Origin of the sequence: Xaviernesmea rhizosphaerae (genome assembly GCF_001938945.1) — a bacterium.
Taxonomy (GTDB): Bacteria; Pseudomonadota; Alphaproteobacteria; order Rhizobiales; family Rhizobiaceae; genus Xaviernesmea; species Xaviernesmea rhizosphaerae.
In genome coordinates this window covers 26,137-44,008 of sequence record NZ_MKIO01000038.1, presented here as the reverse complement: position 1 = coordinate 44,008, position 17,872 = coordinate 26,137, and the positions used below count along the sequence as shown (strand labels likewise).

Genomic DNA, 17,872 nt, shown 5'->3' with positions numbered 1-17,872 from the left:
GCCGGCTTTCACGGGGAGCCGGCCTTTTTCGTTCGAGCAAATTTTTTTTCGTTCTCAGACGGTGCTTTAACCTCGTCCATCCGGCAGGGCATGGCCTGGCCCGATCTATGTCACACAGGCGACATAAACCGGTGGAGCAAGGGAGCTTTTCGGTTGCTTCTGCGTTGATTAACCACGACGATCCCGTCGAGACGCCGTGACGCAGGCACCGCCCTCCCAGCCCTTGATCTGCGGCAAGGCTCCACCCAAATAAAGGGGGAAAGGAAGCCAGTACGATGAAACAGAGAGACGCGAAATTCGCAATCGGGCAGGTGGTTCGCCACAAGGTTTTCCCGTTCCGTGGCGTGATTTTCGACGTGGATGCGGAATATTCCAACACCGAGGAGTGGTGGAATTCTATTCCCGCCGAAATCCGGCCAGACCGGGATCAGCCTTTCTACCATCTGCTTGCCGAAAATGACGAGGCCGAATATGTGGCCTATGTGTCCGAACAGAACCTGATGTCGGATAATGATCCAGTGCCGCTCCGCCACTCCCAGGTGGAGATGTTCTTCGATCCCGAATCGGCCGGTCATTACCGCCCGAAGGCGGTGGTCCAGCACTGAAGTGCTTGGCGATGGACATTCAATCGGACAGCAACAAAAAAGCCCGGCAATGCCGGGCTTTTCCTTTTGCCTGTTATGGCAATAAATCAGTTCTGCTTGGCGGCCTTCTGGGCGTCTTCCAGCTTCTTGCGGGCGTCTTCGGCCTTCTTCTGCATTTCTTCCTGCAGCAGGCGCTGACGCTCCTGCAGCTTGGACTGTTCGATCGGCTCGCCGTCGAAAACGCCGGTGAAGCCTTCAAGCGACATCTTGATCGGGTTCGGCGCGCGCTGGAAGTTGACCGAGGTGAAGACGACCTCGGTGCCCTTCTTCAGGCTGGCGAGCATCTGGTCGGTCAGCGGGGCTTCGGCTACGCACTTGTCCGGCATGCAGATCGCATAGTCGAGCTTGGCGGGCTTGCCGCCGTCGATCTGAACCTGGATGCCCGGCGGAATCATGCGGGCGGACGGAACGGAAACCTGAAGGATCTTGCGGCTGACCTTGCCCGTGACGGTGATGAGACCGGCGGCGGTGATCAGCTGGCCGTTATTGGCGGTCAGCAGGTTCTGTACGATGCAGACGTCATTGTCTTCCTGCTTCGTGCAGACCTTGAACCAGCCCTGAGGCGGACGTCCGCCGGCGTCCTGCGCGAAGGCCGCAGCCGGCATCGTCGCGGCCGCGACGGCGCCGGCGATCGCGGCAAGAGCGGCCTTCTGGGTAAGGGTCGACTTGAAGGTCATAACGAGGTTCCGTCTCCTGAGAATCGGGTGTGGCCGGAACAGGGCCGTCCTGTCCGGTGGCAAGGTCGAGTGCCGCTCTCCTGTTGGCAGAATGAGGCATTTGCATGACCCGCTTGTCCCGAACCCTGTTACATGGCTGAGGCGCCGATATCCAGTCTCCTCCCCGTCTTTTTACGGAACCGCTGCGGCAGGACGCCTGTCGTTTCGGGTTGGAAATGACGTGCGGCGTGCTAGGTTGGCGGCGGATTCGCCGCGGCTGCGAGCCAGGCCGATTATGATGACCCTGCCGCTGCTTCAGCCCGGAGCGCGGCAAGGCGGATAGCTGCCGCATTGTTGGGCGAAGCGGGCCGACCGAAACGTGCTTGCAAGGAATGGAGACGAGCGTGCGGACTATCTTTCTCGGGCTGGCGGTGCTGGCATCGTTCGTGGCCGGTCCTGCCCTGGCCGATCCGGTCCGCTCGATCGCCATGCATGGCACCCCGGCCCTGCCGGACGATTTCAAGGCCTTTCCTTATGTCAATCCGGACGTGAAAAAGGGTGGCCGGATCGCCTATGGCGTGGTCGGCACCTTCGACAATCTCAATCCCTTCATCCTGAAGAGCATGCGCACCACGGCGCGGGGCATGCTGGACCCGGAATACGGCAATCTCGTCTATGATTCGCTGATGCAGCGGTCGCGCGACGAGGCCTTCTCGCTTTATCCGCTGCTTGCCGAAAGCGTGGAGTGGGACGACAACCGCAGCTTCATCCAGTTCAATCTCAACCCGAAAGCGCATTGGTCGGATGGCCAGCCGGTGACGCCTGAGGATGTGATCTTCACCTTCGAGCTGTTCCGCGACAAGGGCCGCGTGCCCTTCTCCAACCGCATGGCGAAGGTGGCCAAGCTCGAAAAGGTCGGCGAGCGCAGCGTGCGCTTCACCTTCAACGAGCAGAGCGACCGTGAATTTCCGCTCCTGGTGGCGCTGACGCCGATCCTGCCGAAGCATGCCACCGATGTGGACAGTTTCGACCAGACGACGCTCAAATTCCCCATCGGCTCCGGCCCTTACAAGGTGGCGGATGTGCGCCCTGGCGAGCGCATCGTCTATCGCCGCGATCCGAATTACTGGGCCAAGGATCTGCCGTCGAAGGTCGGGCAGGACAATTACGACGAGATCTCGGTCGAATATTTCCTGCAGGACAACACGCTGTTCGAGGCCTTCAAGAAAGGCGAGATCGACGTCTATCCCGAGGGCAGCCCGACTAAATGGGCGCGCAGCTACAGTTTCCCCGCCGTTAGCAGTGGCCAGGTGATCAAGGACACCTTCACGCCCCGCACGCCCTCGGGCATGCTGGGCTTCGTCTTCAACACCCGCCGGCCGCAATTTCAGGATATCAAACTCCGGCAGGGTCTGGCGCTGGTGTTCGATTTTGAATGGGTGAACAAGAACCTGTTCGACAGCGCCTATACGCGCACGCAGAGCTTCTGGCAGAATTCCAGCCTGTCCTATCTCGGCAATCCGGCCGACAATCGGGAGTTGTCGCTGCTTGGCGACATCAAGAACCGCATCATCCCCGCCGTTCTCGACGGCTCCTATCGCCTGCCTGTCACCGATGCCTCCGGCCGCGACCGCAATGTGCTGCGCGAAGCGGTGACGCTGCTGCGCGAGGCCGGCTATGTCGTCAAGGACGGGCGCATGGTCAATGCCCAGGGCGTGCCGCTGAGCTTCGAGATCATGACGCAGAACGAAGGGCAGGAGAAGCTGGCGCTTGCCTATCAGCGCTTCCTCGCCCCGCTCGGCATCCAGGCCAGCGTGCGCACGGTGGACGATTCGCAATATCAGGCCCGCAGCCAGACCTTCGATTACGACGTCATCATCAAGTCCTTCCCTTCCTCGCTCTCGCCGGGGATCGAGCAGGTCGGCCGATGGACCTCGGCGTCCCGAGACCGTCAGGGCAGCGACAATTTCGCCGGCGTGGCGGACAAGGATGTCGACACGCTGGTCAACGACATCCTGCAGGCCCGCGCGCAGGAGGATTTCACCGCTGCGGTTCGTGCCCATGATCGGCTGCTGGTCTCGAATTTCTATCTGGTGCCGCTCTACCATGTGAATGCGCAGTGGATCGCCCGGCAGAAACATATCGGCCGCCCCGATGTCGTTCCCCTCTACGGCTATCAGCTGCCGGCCTGGTGGGACGAAAACGCGCAGAAATAGGCCGCCTCATCGGCAGCAGGTCACAGTTCAGACATATCCGGCGCATCGAATGGGCCGGAGGCGGACCGCGCAGCGTGGTCGCTTCCGCGCCGCGCCAAATCAGAGGAAATCCGCCATGCAGCATCTGTCCATCGACGTCGTCTCCGACGTGGTCTGCCCCTGGTGCTATCTCGGCAAGGCCCGGCTGGACCAGGCGATCTCGGCGCTGGCCGGAGAGGTTCTCCTCACCGTCAACTGGCGGCCCTACCAGCTCAACCCGGATTTGCCGGCCGAAGGCGTGGATCACAAGGCCCATCTCTCCGCCAAGCTCGGCGGAGCCGAGGCGGTCGATCAGGCGCATGCGCGGTTGACCGATCTCGGCCGGGCCGACGGCATCGCCTTCGATTTCGACGCAGTGCGCATCAGCCCGAACACGCTCGACGCCCACCGTCTGGTGCGCTGGGCTGGAACGGAAGGTGCCGCGATGCAGGATGCGGTCGTCACAGCCTTGTTCAAGGCGAATTTCGAGCAGGGCCGCAATCTCGGCGACCGCGGCGAGCTGGTGGCCATTGCCGAAGAGGCCGGCATGCAGGGGCCGGTGATCCGGTCCCTGCTCGATTCCGGCGCCGACCGCGAGGCCGTGATGGAAGAAATAGAGCTTGCCCGCGAGATGGGGGTTTCAGGCGTGCCCTGCTTCATCATCGACAATCAATATGCCGTCATGGGCGCCCAGACGGTGGAGGCGATGACGGCGGCGCTGCGCGACATCGCCCAGATGAAGCGGCCAAACTGATCAGGCGCTCGCCGAACCCACCTATTTCCTGCCCTTCGATCAACCCCGTCACGAGTTCCCCGTTTCGATGGATATCGCCCTTCTCGCCCAGCACGCCCACCAGACCCTGCCCGAAGCCGAGGTTCCCGGCCTGCCGAACCGCTATCGCGGCAAGGTGCGCGACAATTACGACCTGCCCGACGGGCGGCGCATCCTGATCACCACGGACAGGATCAGCGCCTTCGATCAGGCGCTGGCCGTCATCCCGTTCAAAGGACAGGTTCTGACGCAGATCGCGCGTCACTGGTTTGAGCAGACCGCCGATATCGCGGCCAATCATGTGCTCGATTATCCCGATCCGAATGTGGTGATCGGCCGTCGCCTCGACATCCTGCCCGTCGAAATCGTCGTGCGCGGCTACCTCGCCGGCACCACCTCGACCTCGATCCTCACCCGCTATCGCGCCGGCGAGCGCGAGATGTATGGCCATTCCCTGCCCGACGGCATGCGCCCCAACCAGGTCCTGCCCGAAGCCATCATCACGCCGACGACCAAGGCCATGGATGGTGGCCATGACGCGCCGCTCTCCGAGGCGATGATCCTCGACCAGGGCCTGCTTTCGGCCGAGCAATGGAAGACGGTCTCCGACACGGCGCTGGCGCTGTTTGCCCGGGGCCAGGCGCTGGCGGCCGAGCGCGGCCTGATCCTGGCGGATACGAAATATGAATTCGGTCTCGATCCCGAGGGACGCATCGTGCTGGCCGACGAGATCCACACGCCCGACAGCAGCCGCTACTGGTTCGCCGAGACCTATGCCGAGCGCTTTGAGTCCGGCCAGGCGCCCGAGAGCTTCGACAAGGATTTCGTGCGCAACTGGGTGGTCGCGCGCTGCGACCCCTATCGCGACCCGATCCCGGAAATCCCCCAGGACGTCGTGCTGGAGGCGGCCGCCGTCTATATCCGCGCCTATGAGATCATCACCGGCAAAAGCTTCGTGCTGCCCGATCCGGCCGAGGTGCCGATCGAGCGCGTGAGGCGCAATCTGGCGAAATATGCCTGAAGCCTTATTGACGTGCCATTACCGAATGGCAGCGCAGTCGCAGCAGGCCGGCGCACTCCGGCCTGCCTATGAAAGCTGCAACCTGATGATTTCATCGCGCTCGGCAGATCCTCGGCACAAGGCCGAGGATGACGGCCCGCGCGGATGGTGCCGCCTCTGAACGTCATCCCGCCTTCGCCAGCCCCGCCAGCTGCGTCATCAGCAGCGCCGCGCCGGCCAGCCGCTTTTCCGGTGTCGGGAAGTCGCGCTGGAAGAAGATGCTGTGGTCGGCGCGGATCTTGGCGCCGGGGCCCTGCTTGGCGATATAGCCAACCAGCGCCGCCGGATTGGGGAATTCGCGGTTGCGGAACTGCACCACGACGCCCTTCGGCCCGGCATCGAGCTTCTCGACATTGGCGGTGCGGCAGAGCGATTTGACATAGACGATCTTCAGGAGGTGCTGCACCTCGATCGGCAGCGGGCCGAAACGGTCGATCAGCTCGGCGCCGAAGGCGTCGATCTCCTGGAGCTCCGTGATTTCGCCGAGGCGGCGATAGAGGCTGAGGCGGAGATGAAGGTCCGGCACATAGTCGTCGGGGATCATCACGGGCGTGCCCACGGCGATCTGCGGCGACCAGCCGGTGTCGATGATCTCCTCCGGCGAACCCTTGAGCTCCGCCACGGCTTCCTCCAGCATCTGCTGGTAGAGCTCGAAGCCGACCTCCTTGATATGGCCGGACTGCTCGTCGCCCAAGAGATTGCCGGCGCCGCGAATGTCGAGATCGTGGCTGGCGAGCTGGAAGCCGGCGCCCAGCGTGTCGAGCGATTGCAGCACCTTCAGCCGCCGCTCGGCCGTCGTCGTCAGCACCTTGTTGACCGGCAAAGTGAAGAGCGCAAAGGCGCGCACCTTGGAGCGGCCGACACGGCCGCGCAGCTGGTAGAGCTGGGCCAGGCCGAACATGTCGGCACGATGGACGATCAGCGTATTGGCCGAGGGCACGTCGAGACCGGATTCGACGATGGTGGTGGAAAGCAGCACATCGTAACGCCCCTCATAGAAGGCGTTCATGATGTCCTCCAGCTCGCCGGCCGCCATCTGCCCGTGGGCGACGGCGACCTTCAGCTCCGGCGTGTTCTCCTGGAGGAAGTCGTGGATTTCGGCGAGGTCGCTCAGGCGCGGACAGACATAGAAGCTCTGGCCGCCGCGATAGTGCTCGCGCATCAGCGTCTCGCGGATCACGAGGCTGTCGAAGGGCGAGATGAAGGTGCGCACGGCCATGCGATCGACTGGTGGCGTGGTGATCAGCGACAGCTCGCGCACCCCGGTCAGCGCCAGCTGCAACGTGCGCGGGATCGGCGTGGCCGAGAGCGTGAGCACATGCACGTCGCTCTTCAGCTCCTTCAGCCGTTCCTTGTGCTTGACGCCGAAATGCTGCTCCTCGTCGATGATCAGCAGGCCGAGATTGGCAAAGGTGATGCCGCTGCCGAGCAGGGCATGGGTGCCGACGACGATATCGACCTTGCCGTCCGCCACCTCGCGCTTGGTCAGCGCCAGCTCCTTCGAGCCGACCAGGCGGGAGGCCTGAGCGACACGGATCGGCAGGCCGCGGAAGCGCTCGGCGAAGGATTTGAAATGCTGGCGGGCAAGCAGTGTCGTCGGCACGACGACGGCCACCTGAACGCCGTTCATCGCCGCGAGGAAGGCCGCGCGCAGCGCAACTTCCGTCTTGCCGAAGCCGACATCGCCGCAGACCAGCCGGTCCATCGGCCGGCCGGCGCCCAGATCCTCGCGCACCGATTCGATCGAGGTCAGCTGATCCTCGGTCTCGTCATAGGGGAAGCGGGCGGCAAATTCGTCATAGAGCCCCTCCGGCGCGGTCAGCACCGGGGCGTGGCGGGTCAGTCGCTCGGCGGCGATGCGGATCAGGCCGCCGGCCATGTCGAGCAGGCGCTTCTTCAGCTTGGCCTTGCGCGCCTGCCAGGCGACGCCGCCGAGCTTGTCGAGAATGGCGTCCGAGCCTTCGGCCCCGTAGCGCGAGAGCAGTTCGATGTTTTCGACCGGCAGATAGAGCTTGGCCTCATCGGCATAGACCAGCTCCAGACAGGCATGCGGCGCGCCGGCGGCCTCGATGGTGCGCAGGCCGACGAAGCGGCCGATGCCGTGCTCGGCATGCACCACGATCGAGCCCTCGTCGAGGCCGGTGACCTCGGCGATTAAATCGGAGGAGCGCTTGCGCCGCCGGCTGCGGCGCACCATGCGGTCGCCGAGAATGTCCTGCTCGCCGATGACGACGAGCTTGCCTGTCTCGAAGCCCGCCTCCAGCGACAGGACGGTGGACCCCGCCTCACCGGGCTTGAGCTTCTCGACCTCGGAGAGCTTCGACACCGGCTTGATGTTGCCGAGGCCATGCTCGGTCAGCACCTGGAGGAGACGGTCGAGCGAGCCTTCCGACCAGGCCGTGATCAGCACTTTGGCGCCCGCGGCCCTTCGGTCGGCGATATATTTGACCGCCTGGTCGAAGACGTTGACGCGTTCGGCCTCGCGCTCTTCGGCCTGCGCCTCCGTGGCATTCTTGGCCCAGCGCACGCCGATGCGCGCGTCGACCTCCATCACCGCGCGCGCCTCGCCCTGATGCTCCAGGAAGGGCGAGAGGCGGATGGCGCGGCGCGAGATCAGGGCGGCGACGAATTGGTCGCGGGTGAGATAGAGCCTGTCCGGCGGCACGGGCTTGTAGGGCGCGGCCTGCGCCATCTGCCCCTTGCCGCCGCCAGCATCGCGGCGGGCCTCGTGATAGTCTTCCACCAGGCGGAAGCGCTCGGCCGCCGCCTCGCGGGCGGTGTGGTCGGTCACCAGCGTGAAGCCGTCGAGATAATCGAAGACCGTTTCCAGCCCGTCATAAAACAGCGGCAGCCAGTGCTCCATCCCTGCGTAACGACGCCCCTCGGAGACGGCCTGGTAGAGCGCATCGTCGCGCGTAGCCGCGCCGAAGAGGGAAAGATATTCCTTGCGGAAATGGCTGATCGTCTCGGGCGTCAGCATCACTTCGCTCATCGGATTGAGGTCGAGCGATTTCGCCTGTCCGGTGGTGCGCTGGCTGGCGGGATCGAAGGAACGGATCGATTCGAGCGTATCGCCGAAGAAATCGAGGCGCAGCGGCTCGGCCGCACCGGGAACATAGACATCGAGAATGCCGCCGCGCACGGCGAACTCGCCGACCTCGCGCACGGTGGACACCCGCTCGAAGCCATTGCGCTCGAGACGGTGGGCAATGTCGTCCATGCGCACCACGCCGCCCGGCCGGGCGGAGAAGGTCATGGTTTCGATCACGCTGCGCGGCGCCATCTTCTGCAGGCTGGCATTGACGGTCACCAGCACAATTGCCGGATGCGGCTTCTTCGCATGGGTGACGAGGCTCGAAAGCGCCGCCAGCCGCCGGGCCGAGACTTCGGCCGAGGGCGAAACACGGTCATAGGGCAGGCAGTCCCAGCCCGGAAGGGTGAGCACGGGAATGTCCGGCGCGGCGAAGCCCAGCATCTGCTCGAGATCCGACAGCCGCTGGCCGTCCGAGAGGAGATAGGCGACCGGCCCGCGCGCCCGGGCAATCTCGGCCAGCGCGAAGGGCTCCAGCCCCGAAGGCACCGGGCCGATGGTCAATTCGGTGGCGACACGCGCCAGCTGCCCTGCATTGAAGCCGGCAATCATGCGCGCGGACCCGCAGTGCCAGCCCCTGCCCCCGGACCCTCGAAGTCCGGCTTGTAGGAGGCGATACGGGCAAAGAGCGGCGTGTCGAATTCGGCCGGGATCGGCTTTTCGCCGGTGATCCACTTGACCAGATCATTGTCCTCCTCGGCCATGATCTTCTCCAGCTCGTCCAGAACATCCTCCGGCAGGCCGGCAAGCTCGGCTTCCGCGAACTGGCCGAAGATCAGGTCCATCTCGCGAATGCCGCGATGCCAGGCGCGAAACAGGATCTTGCGGCGGCGGACATCGAGATCGGCGCTGCTTTGGGTAATGCCTGTCATGAACTGAACTCTTCCCTCTGGGCCTGGAGCGGGCCGCTTGTGCCTTGTCGTCTGGTCTTGCCTTGGCAGCGCCCCCGGCGCCCGGCTTTCAGGCGCGGCAGGGGGCTGCCGGGGCGGAACGGATAAGTTCGATCTTTGTTCACGCTTGTGGACGCGCGCAAAAAGGACTCCCGCCCGGTTCGCCTGCTCTATAAACGCTGAATTGCCGCTTGTCAGCCTTGCCTTGCCGCCATCCACGGACCACCTTGCCGCCATGCGCCCCAGCCTGCTCGACCCCCTGTTTGCGCCGCTTCCCAGCCTGCCCGGCATCGGGCCCAAGGTGGGGCCGCTCTATGCCCGTCTTTTGGGCGAAGAGAGCGTGGAGGCCTGCCGCGTGGTGGATCTCGTCTTCCATGCGCCCTCCTCCATCGTCGATCGGCGCCAGCAGCCGAAGATCATGGATGCGCCGCCTGGCGTGATCGTCACCATTTCCGCCCGCGTCGACCGCCACCAGCCGCCGCCGCCCGGCCGCTCCAGCCAGCCGACTCGCGTCTTCCTGCAGGACGAGACCGGCGAACTGGCGCTGACCTTCTTCCGCGCCAAGGGCGGCTGGCTGGAAAAGGCACTGCCGGTGGGCGAGACCGTGATCGTCAGCGGCAAGGTGGAATGGTTCAACGGCCGGGCCTCGATGGTCCATCCCGACTACATGGTGCGCGCCGAGGAGGCGGCCAATCTGCCACTGGTCGAGCCGGTCTATCCGCTGACGGCGGGCCTGTCGCCGCGCATCCTGCGCAAGGCGATCGAGGCGGCGGTGGAGCGCGTGCCGGATTTTCCCGAATGGCTCGATGACAGCCTGATCCGCGCTCAGGGCTTTCTGCCCGCCCGCTCCGCCTTCGAGGCGCTGCATACCCCGCGCGATGCCGCCGATATCGATCCGCGCGCGCCCGCCCGCCGGCGCCTCGCCTATGACGAACTGTTGGCCGGCCAGCTCTCCCTGTCGCTCGTGCGCCGGCGCATGCGGGTCGTCCCCGGTATTCCGGTCAAGGCCACCGGCGTCCTGAGCGCGAAGGTGCTGGCCGCCCTGCCCTTTTCGCTCACCGCAAGCCAGACGGCGGCGGTTGCCGATATTCTGGCCGACATCAGCGGCACCGACCGGATGCTCCGGCTGCTGCAGGGCGATGTCGGTTCGGGCAAGACGGCGGTGGCGCTGATGGCCATGCTGGCGGCGGTGGAGGCGGGTGGCCAGGGCGTGCTGATGGCGCCGACCGAGATCCTCGCCCGCCAGCATGCCGCCACCATCGCGCGGATGGCGGAGCCGGCCGGTGTGCGCGTCGATGTGCTGACCGGCCGCACCAAGGGGCGCGAGCGCGAGGCCATCCTGGCGCGGATCGCTTCGGGCGAGACCGCGATCGTCGTCGGCACCCATGCCCTGTTTCAAGAGGGGGTCGAATACGCCAACCTCCTGCTCGCCGTCATCGACGAGCAGCACCGCTTCGGCGTGCACCAGCGCCTGGCGCTGACGGCCAAGGGCATGGCGCCGCACATGCTTGTCATGACCGCCACGCCGATCCCGCGCACGCTGGTGCTGGCCGCCTTCGGCGACATGGACGTGTCCAAGCTGACGGAGAAACCGGCCGGCCGCAAGCCGATCACCACTGCCACCATCCCGCTGGAGCGGATCGGCGATGTCGTCGCCCGGCTGAAGCGCGCGCTGGCCGAGGGGCGCAAGGCCTATTGGATCTGCCCGCTGGTGGAGGAAACCGAGGAAAGCGAGCTGATGTCGGCCGAGGAGCGCTTCCAGGTGCTCACGAGCGTGCTCGGCCCCGATGTCGGCCTGGTGCACGGGCGCATGAGCGGCACGGAGAAGGATGCGGTGATGCAGGCCTTCAAGCAGTCGGAGATCAAGGTGCTTGTCGCGACGACCGTGGTGGAAGTCGGCGTCGACGTGCCCGACGCCTCGATCATCGTCATCGAACATGCCGAACGCTTCGGCCTGGCCCAGCTCCACCAGCTGCGCGGCCGCGTGGGGCGCGGGGCGGATGCCTCCACCTGCATCCTGCTCTACAAGGGCCCCTTGAGCGAGAACGGCCATGCCCGCTTGTCGATCCTGCGCGAGACCGAGGACGGTTTCCGCATCGCCGAGGAGGATCTGAAGCTGCGCGGCGAAGGCGAGCTGCTCGGCACCCGCCAGTCCGGCACGCCGGGCTTCCGCATCGCCAGCCTCGAGGCGCATGCCGATCTGCTTGAGATCGCCCGCAAGGATGCCGCCTATCTGATCGAGCGCGACCCGGAGCTGTCCTCCGAGCGCGGACAGGCGCTGCGCGTTCTGCTCTATCTGCACCGGCGCGACGAGGCTGTGCGGTACTTGCGCGCCGGGTGACGGCGGGCGGCGCTCTGCAACGCCGCCCGCACCTCGGTTTACTTCTGGCGAACACCCGGCAGGGTCACGCGATAGACCTGGAACATGGTGTCGACATCGGCACCGTCCTCGGCCTTGTAGTCCGCACCGACCTGGTGACCGTCCTGCGTCAGGAAGTCGTTGTCATTGACGACGAAGAGGAAGTAGTCGTCCGGCGCCTTGGGGTCGAGAACGCTGGTGACCGCCATCGATTCCCACTTTTCCGACAGGTCGTTCTTGTCCTGCGGCGCGCCATTGTGCAGGCCGAAGCGGTTGAGCTGGCTGTTGTCGTTGATGTCGATGAAGTCGGCCCACTTGGCTGGCGTCACCGAGGTGTCGAGAACGCCCTTGGGCGCCAGCGGCTTTTCGCCGTCGAAAGCCGTCCCGGCAATATCGGTGGCGCCGTTCAGGTCGACCAGCTCGATCTTGCGATATTTGGAGGTATCGCCCTTCACGCCCTGGCCGTTGTTGCTGTCGCGCGCCAGCATCAGGAACTGCTTGTCGGAGAGCGCGAGGATTTCGCTCTGGGCAGCAACGGCCGTCTTGTCCTTGTTCTGGAAAGTCGGCAGCAGCACGGCATATTCATGCACCAGCTTCAGCTTGGCCGGGTCGGCAGCGTCATAGACCAGCGCGCGGGTGGTGAAGCGCGTGGAGGACGAATCGCCGCCGTCCTGGCGGGTGGCCGATTGCAGCAGCGCGATCAGGTACTTGCCATCCGGCGTCAGCGACAGGCCTTCGAGGCCCTGATTGTTCTGGCGGCCGGTGTCGGGATCCTTCGGGTCCGGCGCCGTCTGGCCCTTGCCGGGATTGTTGGAGGAGAAGTTCACCTGACCCTTTCGCATCGGCAGGATCGCCTTGGGCGGCTGCGTGGCCGAGAGAAGCTTGCCCTCGGCATCGAAGCGATAGATGTAAGGGCCATATTCGTCGCTGACGAACATGGAGCCGTCGGGCAGGCGGACGATGGCTTCGGCGTCGAGCGAGATCTTGCCGTTCTCCGCCTGCGGCAGGATCGGCATGGCGCCCTGCTCCGGACGCACGGCGACCGGATCGAGACCGGTCATGTTCTGACCCTTCTCGTCGGTGAACAGGATCAGCCCTTCGAGCTTGGACTTGACGCCCGTCTGCTCCTGGCCGGCTGCCGGCTTGGCGCCGGGCGCGACAGGGGTCATCTCGATGGCGATCTTGTTGAGCCGCGCCTTGTAGTCCGTGGTTCCCTCGACATTGTAGCCGCGGTCGGGCAGCAGATAGACGGTGCCCTTGTAGCTGTCGCCGTCGCGCGTCCAGCTCGACGGGTCGATGGCCATGCCGGATCCCGAGCCGAAGGTTTCGCCGAGCGCGTCACGCTGGCTGGCGGGAATGCGGCCGATGGCGACCAAGCCGTGATTGACGAAGTTCTTGCCACCGACGGAGACCTCATCAGCCGCATGGCCTGAGACCGGCAGGGCGATGGCGGCGGAGAGGAGAAGTGCTGCGCCGAGCCGGCGGACGAGCGAGAAAGACCTGTCGTTCATGAAATGGGGCCATCCTTGTTTGTGCTTGAAAGCGCTCCGCCCCCCTCACGAAGGCCAGCGCACGCGAGGACGCTTTTATGACCCGACCTTGATGCCGAGATGACAGTCCGGTGACGCACACGCCGCATCACGGATGCGTGATCAGGCAGGCCCGCCGCGCCTTTCGGCGGCCGGCACCGGCAGGGTCTTCATGTGGTGCTCCGGCACGATCAGGCCACCCGAGATCAACAGGCGCGCCGCCTCCTCCGGCGTCATGTCGAGCAAGATCAGCTTGTCCTTCGGCACGAACAGCAGGAAGCCGGCGGTGGGCACCGGCGTCGGCGGCAGGAAGACCGCCACCATCTCCTGCCCCATCGCGTCGAAGCGCTGGCGCAATTCGCCCTGCGCTTCCGCCGCCACGAAGACCAGCGCCCAGGTTCCGGCTTGCGGAAACTCGACCAGCCCGACCTTCTTGAACGAGGTCGACTGATCCTTGAGCACGGTCTCGAAGATCTGCTTGATGCTCTTGTAGAGCGTGCGCACCAGCGGCGTGCGGTTGAGGATCGATTCGCCGAGATTGACGATCGAGCGGCCGATCAGGTTCCTGCCGAGGAAGCCGATGACGGTGATCAAGACCACCGCCACCACCAGCCCGGTGCCGGGAATGGCGATGTTGAAATAATATTCGGGATTGTAGCGCTGCGGCAGATAGGGTGTCACCCAGCTGTCGGCCCAGTCGATGAAGGCGAAGGTGAGCCAGATGGTGATGGCAACCGGCGCGCAGATGATCAGCCCGGCGAGAAAATTGTTTCTCAGCCGGGTGGCGATCGCGATGCGCGGCGGCTTCTCGCTGACGACAGGATCCATCTCGCTCTCACTCCGCCGGCGCGGCCCGACCGGCCGCCTTGCCGCCCTTCCTCTATAGCATTGCAGCGCACCCGCGACAGTGTCCAGATTACGCTGCAGCGCGGCTGTCTATCACTCCACCGTGACCGATTTGGCGAGGTTGCGCGGCTGGTCCACATCCGTGCCCATGAAGACGGCTGTGTGGTAGGCCAGAAGCTGGATCGGCAGGGAGAAGATCATCGGCTGGATCAGTTCGTCGACCGAGGGCAGCACGATGGTGGCAAGCGTCGCCAGATCGCAGGCGGATGCCCCCTTCTCGTCGGTGATGAAGACGATCTTGCCGCCGCGCGCGGCGACTTCCTGCATGTTCGACACGGTCTTCTCGAAGAAGCGGTCATAGGGCGCGATGACGATGACCGGCATGTTCTCGTCGATCAACGCGATCGGCCCGTGCTTGAGTTCACCTGCCGCATAGCCTTCGGCATGGATATAGGAGATTTCCTTGAGCTTGAGCGCGCCTTCCATGGCCAGCGGATAGCTCGTGCCGCGGCCGAGATAGAGCACGTCGCGGCAGCGCGACAGCTCGCGGGCGAGCCCCTCCATCTGCGGCTGCACGCTGCGTAGCACCGAGGCCATCAGCCGCGGCATTTCGGCCAGATGGCGCACCAGCGCCTGCTCTTCCGCCTCAGACAGCACGCCGCGCATGCGCCCCGCGCCGATCGCCATGGCTGCCAGCACCGTCAGCTGGCAGGTGAAGGCCTTGGTCGAGGCCACGCCGATTTCCGGGCCGGCGAGGATCGGGAAGATCGCGTTGGATTCGCGCGCGATGGTCGATTCGCGTGTGTTGACCACGGCGCCGATCGTCAGCCCCTGCTCCCGGCAATAGCGCAGCGAGGCCAGCGTGTCGGCCGTCTCGCCCGATTGCGAGATGAAGAAGGCGGCGGCCTCCTTCGGCAGCGGAATGTTACGGTAGCGGAATTCCGAGGCGACATCGGCCTCGACCGGCAGGCGCGCATAGCGCTCGAACCAGTATTTGCCGATCAGGCCGGCGAGATAGGCGGTTCCGCAGGCGGAGATGGCAAGGCTCGGCACGGCGGAAAAATCGATCGCAGTGGCGGCCGGGCTGACCTTGTTGCCGATGAAGTCGATATAGGCCGAGAGCGCATGCGAGATCACCTCCGGCTGCTCGTAGATCTCCTTCTCCATGAAGTGGCGGTGATTGCCCTTGTCCACGCGGAAGGCGGCGGCCATGGAGGTGGTGCGCGGCCGCGACACGGCGCGTCCCTCGCCATCGAAGATCACCACGCCATCGCGCGTCAGCACCGCCCAGTCGCCATCGGTCAGATAGGTGATCTCGTTGGTGAAGGGGGCGAGCGCGATGGCGTCGGAGCCGAGATACATTTCGCCATTTCCATGACCGATGGCCAGCGGCGGGCCGTTGCGCGCGGCCATGATCGTATCCGGCAGGCTCTCGAACAGCACGGCCAGCGCATAGGCGCCGGTGACGCGCTTGAGCATGGCCTGCATCGCCTCCTTGGGCGTCATGCCGTCGCGGATCAGCCTGGCCAGCAATTGCCCGGCCACTTCCGTATCGGTCTGCGTCTGGAAGGTCGCGCCTTCGGCGATCAGCTCCTGCTTGATCTCGGCGAAATTCTCGATGATGCCATTGTGGACGATGGCGATCCCGTCGACGAAATGCGGATGGGCATTGTTTTCCGTTGGCGCGCCATGGGTGGCCCAGCGCGTATGCGCGATGCCGATCGTGCCGGCCAAGGGCTCGCCGGCGAGCCGCCGCTCCAGATTGACGAGCTTGCCCTCGGCCCGGCGGCGGCCGAGCTTGCCATTGACGAGCGTGGCGACACCGGCGGAATCATAGCCGCGATATTCCAGGCGCTTCAGCGCGTCCACCAGACGGTCCGCCACCGCCTCCGATCCGACGATCCCGACAATTCCGCACATGGTCGCTTCATCTCCTGCAAGGCGCCAACGGCCGGGTTCAAGGCCGGAAGGCAGCGGGCCGGAAGACGGGCTTGCGCCGCCGCCGGCCGAAATTTCTCTTTCATACATTCCCGCGCATGGCCGCATGGCCATCGCGGCATATGCCCCGGCTGGTGCCCTGCGGGCGCGGGTCAGCTCTAGCCGATCACGCCAGAGGCGGAAACCTGGCGCATCCTCACTTTCGGTGTCAGCGGGTAAGGCGGGAACAGGCGCTGTCGGTCGCCTCTACTTCTTCTGCCGCTCGGCCTTCATCGCCTGATAGCGCGCGCGCAGAATCGGCGCGCGGCCGGGCTTGACCTCCTGGCGCGCGCGGCCGAAGGCCACGGCATCGGCGGCCACATCCTCAGTAATCACGCTGCCGGAGGCGACCAGCGCGCCATCCCCGACCGCGACCGGCGCGACCAGCGCCGTGTTGGAGCCGATGAAGGCATGAGCGCCGATGCGGGTGACGTGCTTGTTCACGCCGTCATAATTGCAGGTGATCGTTCCCGCGCCGATATTGGTCTCGGCGCCGACGAAAGCATCGCCGATATAGGAGAGATGGCTGACCTTGGCGCCGGCGCCGATCTCGGCCTGCTTGATCTCGCAGAAATTGCCGACCTTGGCATTCTCCGCCAGATGCGCGCCCGGGCGCAGCCGCGTATAGGGGCCGACGCTGGCGCCGCTTTCCACATGCGCGCCTTCCAGATGGCTGAAGGCATGAATGACGGCGTCGCGCTCGATCCGCACCCCCGGGCCGAAGACGACGTTCGGCTCGATCAGAACATCCGGCGCGATCTCGGTATCGAAAGCGAGGAACACCGTTTCCGGCGCCACCATCGACACGCCCGAGAGCATCAGCGCCTGACGCCGGCGCGCCTGCCAGAGCGATTCGAGAAAGGCGAGTTCGGCCCGGGTGTTGCAGCCGCCGAGCTCCTCCTCGGTGGCGCGCACGGCCACGGCCCGGCCACCGGCCGTGCGGGCAAGCTCGACCAGATCGGTGAGGTAATATTCGCCCTTGGCATTCTTGTTGCTGATTCGGCGCAGGAGATCGAGCGCCTTGCGCCCGTCGACCGCCATCAGACCGCCATTGCAGAAGGTGATGGCCCGCTCGGCTTCGCTCGCATCCTTGGCCTCGCGAATGGCGATCAGCTCGCCCCCTTCGACGATCAGCCGGCCATAGCCGCCGGGATTGGCCGATTCGAAGCCGATGGTCGCGACATCGCTGCCGGAGGCGATCGCCGCCAGCGCTTCCTTGAGCGGCGCTGGCGTGACCAGCGGCGTGTCACCGAAGACGACCAGGAGATCATCATAGCCGCGCGCGATGATATCGGCGGCGGCCAGAACCGCATGTCCCGTTCCCAGCCGCTCGGTCTGCTCCACCGTCTCGATGCGCATGTCCGTGCGCTGGGCCGCCTTGGCCACCGCCGCGCCATCGCGCCCCACCACCAGCACGGCGTCGGTCACGCCGGCTGCGGCCAGCGAATCCATCACATGGGCGATCATCGGCCGGCCGGCGATCGGATGCAGCACCTTGGACACGGAGGAGCGCATGCGCGTGCTTTCGCCCGCCGCCAGAACGATGGCCAAACACGACCGCTGCATGGGAGTCCCTCCAACTTGATTTTCGTTGTCGCGCCGCGTGGTTAATACCAAGTGTCGATGATAGGAACCTATAGGATGGCTCAGCTCTGGTTTCTGGCTAGGCGCGATGGGCAGCGCGATGCTGTCGCATCGAGCAAGCATCGCAACGACGCCAGAGACCAGAGCTGAGCCACCTTCGGCAGGCTTTCCGGGCCTTCTGGCGTTGTCGAGGCTCTTGACCGATGCAGTGGCATCGATCTGCGAACCTC

The 17,872-nt window shown here is 65.1% G+C and carries 12 protein-coding genes; 5 read left to right on the top strand and 7 right to left on the bottom strand.

The genetic code is table 11. The annotated features are described in order from the left end of the window. Nucleotides 1-275: 275 nt before the first annotated feature. Nucleotides 276-605 (top strand): heat shock protein HspQ, encoded by a 330-nt coding sequence (hspQ, locus tag BJF92_RS17550; protein WP_075636059.1) that lies wholly within the window; start codon nucleotides 276-278, stop codon nucleotides 603-605. Nucleotides 606-691: 86 nt separating this feature from the next. Here hspQ and BJF92_RS17545 read toward each other — a convergent pair whose 3' ends face one another. Further along, the gene (locus BJF92_RS17545; protein ID WP_075636058.1) at nucleotides 692-1,321 is read right to left on the bottom strand and encodes an invasion associated locus B family protein; all 630 of its coding nucleotides are present in this window, start codon (nucleotides 1,319-1,321) and stop codon (nucleotides 692-694) included. Nucleotides 1,322-1,704: 383 nt separating this feature from the next. Between BJF92_RS17545 and BJF92_RS17540 the strand changes: the two genes are divergently transcribed. The 3 genes from BJF92_RS17540 (at nucleotide 1,705) to BJF92_RS17530 (ending at nucleotide 5,327) form a co-directional block, all read left to right on the top strand. Next, entirely contained in the window at nucleotides 1,705-3,516 is a 1,812-nt protein-coding gene (locus BJF92_RS17540) for an extracellular solute-binding protein (RefSeq protein WP_143524078.1), read from the top strand. Between the two features lie 115 nt (nucleotides 3,517-3,631). Next, nucleotides 3,632-4,288 (top strand): DsbA family oxidoreductase, encoded by a 657-nt coding sequence (locus tag BJF92_RS17535; RefSeq protein WP_075636056.1) that lies wholly within the window; start codon nucleotides 3,632-3,634, stop codon nucleotides 4,286-4,288. Between the two features lie 67 nt (nucleotides 4,289-4,355). Next, nucleotides 4,356-5,327, top strand: coding sequence for a phosphoribosylaminoimidazolesuccinocarboxamide synthase (locus BJF92_RS17530; protein ID WP_075636055.1), 972 nt, complete (start codon nucleotides 4,356-4,358; stop codon nucleotides 5,325-5,327). 163 nt (nucleotides 5,328-5,490) lie between these two features. Here BJF92_RS17530 and mfd read toward each other — a convergent pair whose 3' ends face one another. Both mfd and BJF92_RS17520 read right to left on the bottom strand, forming a co-directional pair. Further along, entirely contained in the window at nucleotides 5,491-9,009 is a 3,519-nt protein-coding gene (gene mfd, locus BJF92_RS17525; RefSeq protein WP_075636054.1) for a transcription-repair coupling factor, read from the bottom strand. Further along, nucleotides 9,006-9,329 carry an FAD assembly factor SdhE gene (locus tag BJF92_RS17520; protein ID WP_075636053.1) on the bottom strand — a complete coding sequence of 108 codons (324 nt, stop codon included), beginning with the start codon at nucleotides 9,327-9,329 and terminating at the stop codon, nucleotides 9,006-9,008. The genes mfd and BJF92_RS17520 overlap by 4 nt, the downstream gene beginning before the upstream one ends. 253 nt (nucleotides 9,330-9,582) lie before the next feature. Between BJF92_RS17520 and recG the strand changes: the two genes are divergently transcribed. Continuing rightward, entirely contained in the window at nucleotides 9,583-11,688 is a 2,106-nt protein-coding gene (gene recG / locus BJF92_RS17515) for an ATP-dependent DNA helicase RecG (RefSeq protein WP_075636052.1), read from the top strand. A gap of 38 nt (nucleotides 11,689-11,726) precedes the next feature. Here the strand turns inward: recG and BJF92_RS17510 are convergent, their stop codons facing one another. The 4 genes from BJF92_RS17510 to glmU form a co-directional block, all read right to left on the bottom strand. Continuing rightward, a complete protein-coding gene (locus BJF92_RS17510; RefSeq protein ID WP_075636051.1) occupies nucleotides 11,727-13,217 on the bottom strand; it encodes an esterase-like activity of phytase family protein in 1,491 nt (496 codons plus the stop codon). Between the two features lie 141 nt (nucleotides 13,218-13,358). Beyond that, nucleotides 13,359-14,063: a DUF502 domain-containing protein gene (locus BJF92_RS17505; protein WP_075636050.1), complete on the bottom strand. Its 705-nt coding sequence runs from the start codon at nucleotides 14,061-14,063 to the stop codon at nucleotides 13,359-13,361. 111 nt (nucleotides 14,064-14,174) lie between these two features. Next, nucleotides 14,175-16,001, bottom strand: coding sequence for a glutamine--fructose-6-phosphate transaminase (isomerizing) (glmS, locus tag BJF92_RS17500; RefSeq protein WP_075636049.1), 1,827 nt, complete (start codon nucleotides 15,999-16,001; stop codon nucleotides 14,175-14,177). A 264-nt stretch (nucleotides 16,002-16,265) separates the two neighbouring features. After that, nucleotides 16,266-17,624 (bottom strand): bifunctional UDP-N-acetylglucosamine diphosphorylase/glucosamine-1-phosphate N-acetyltransferase GlmU, encoded by a 1,359-nt coding sequence (gene glmU / locus BJF92_RS17495; RefSeq protein WP_075636048.1) that lies wholly within the window; start codon nucleotides 17,622-17,624, stop codon nucleotides 16,266-16,268. Nucleotides 17,625-17,872: the final 248 nt, after the last annotated feature.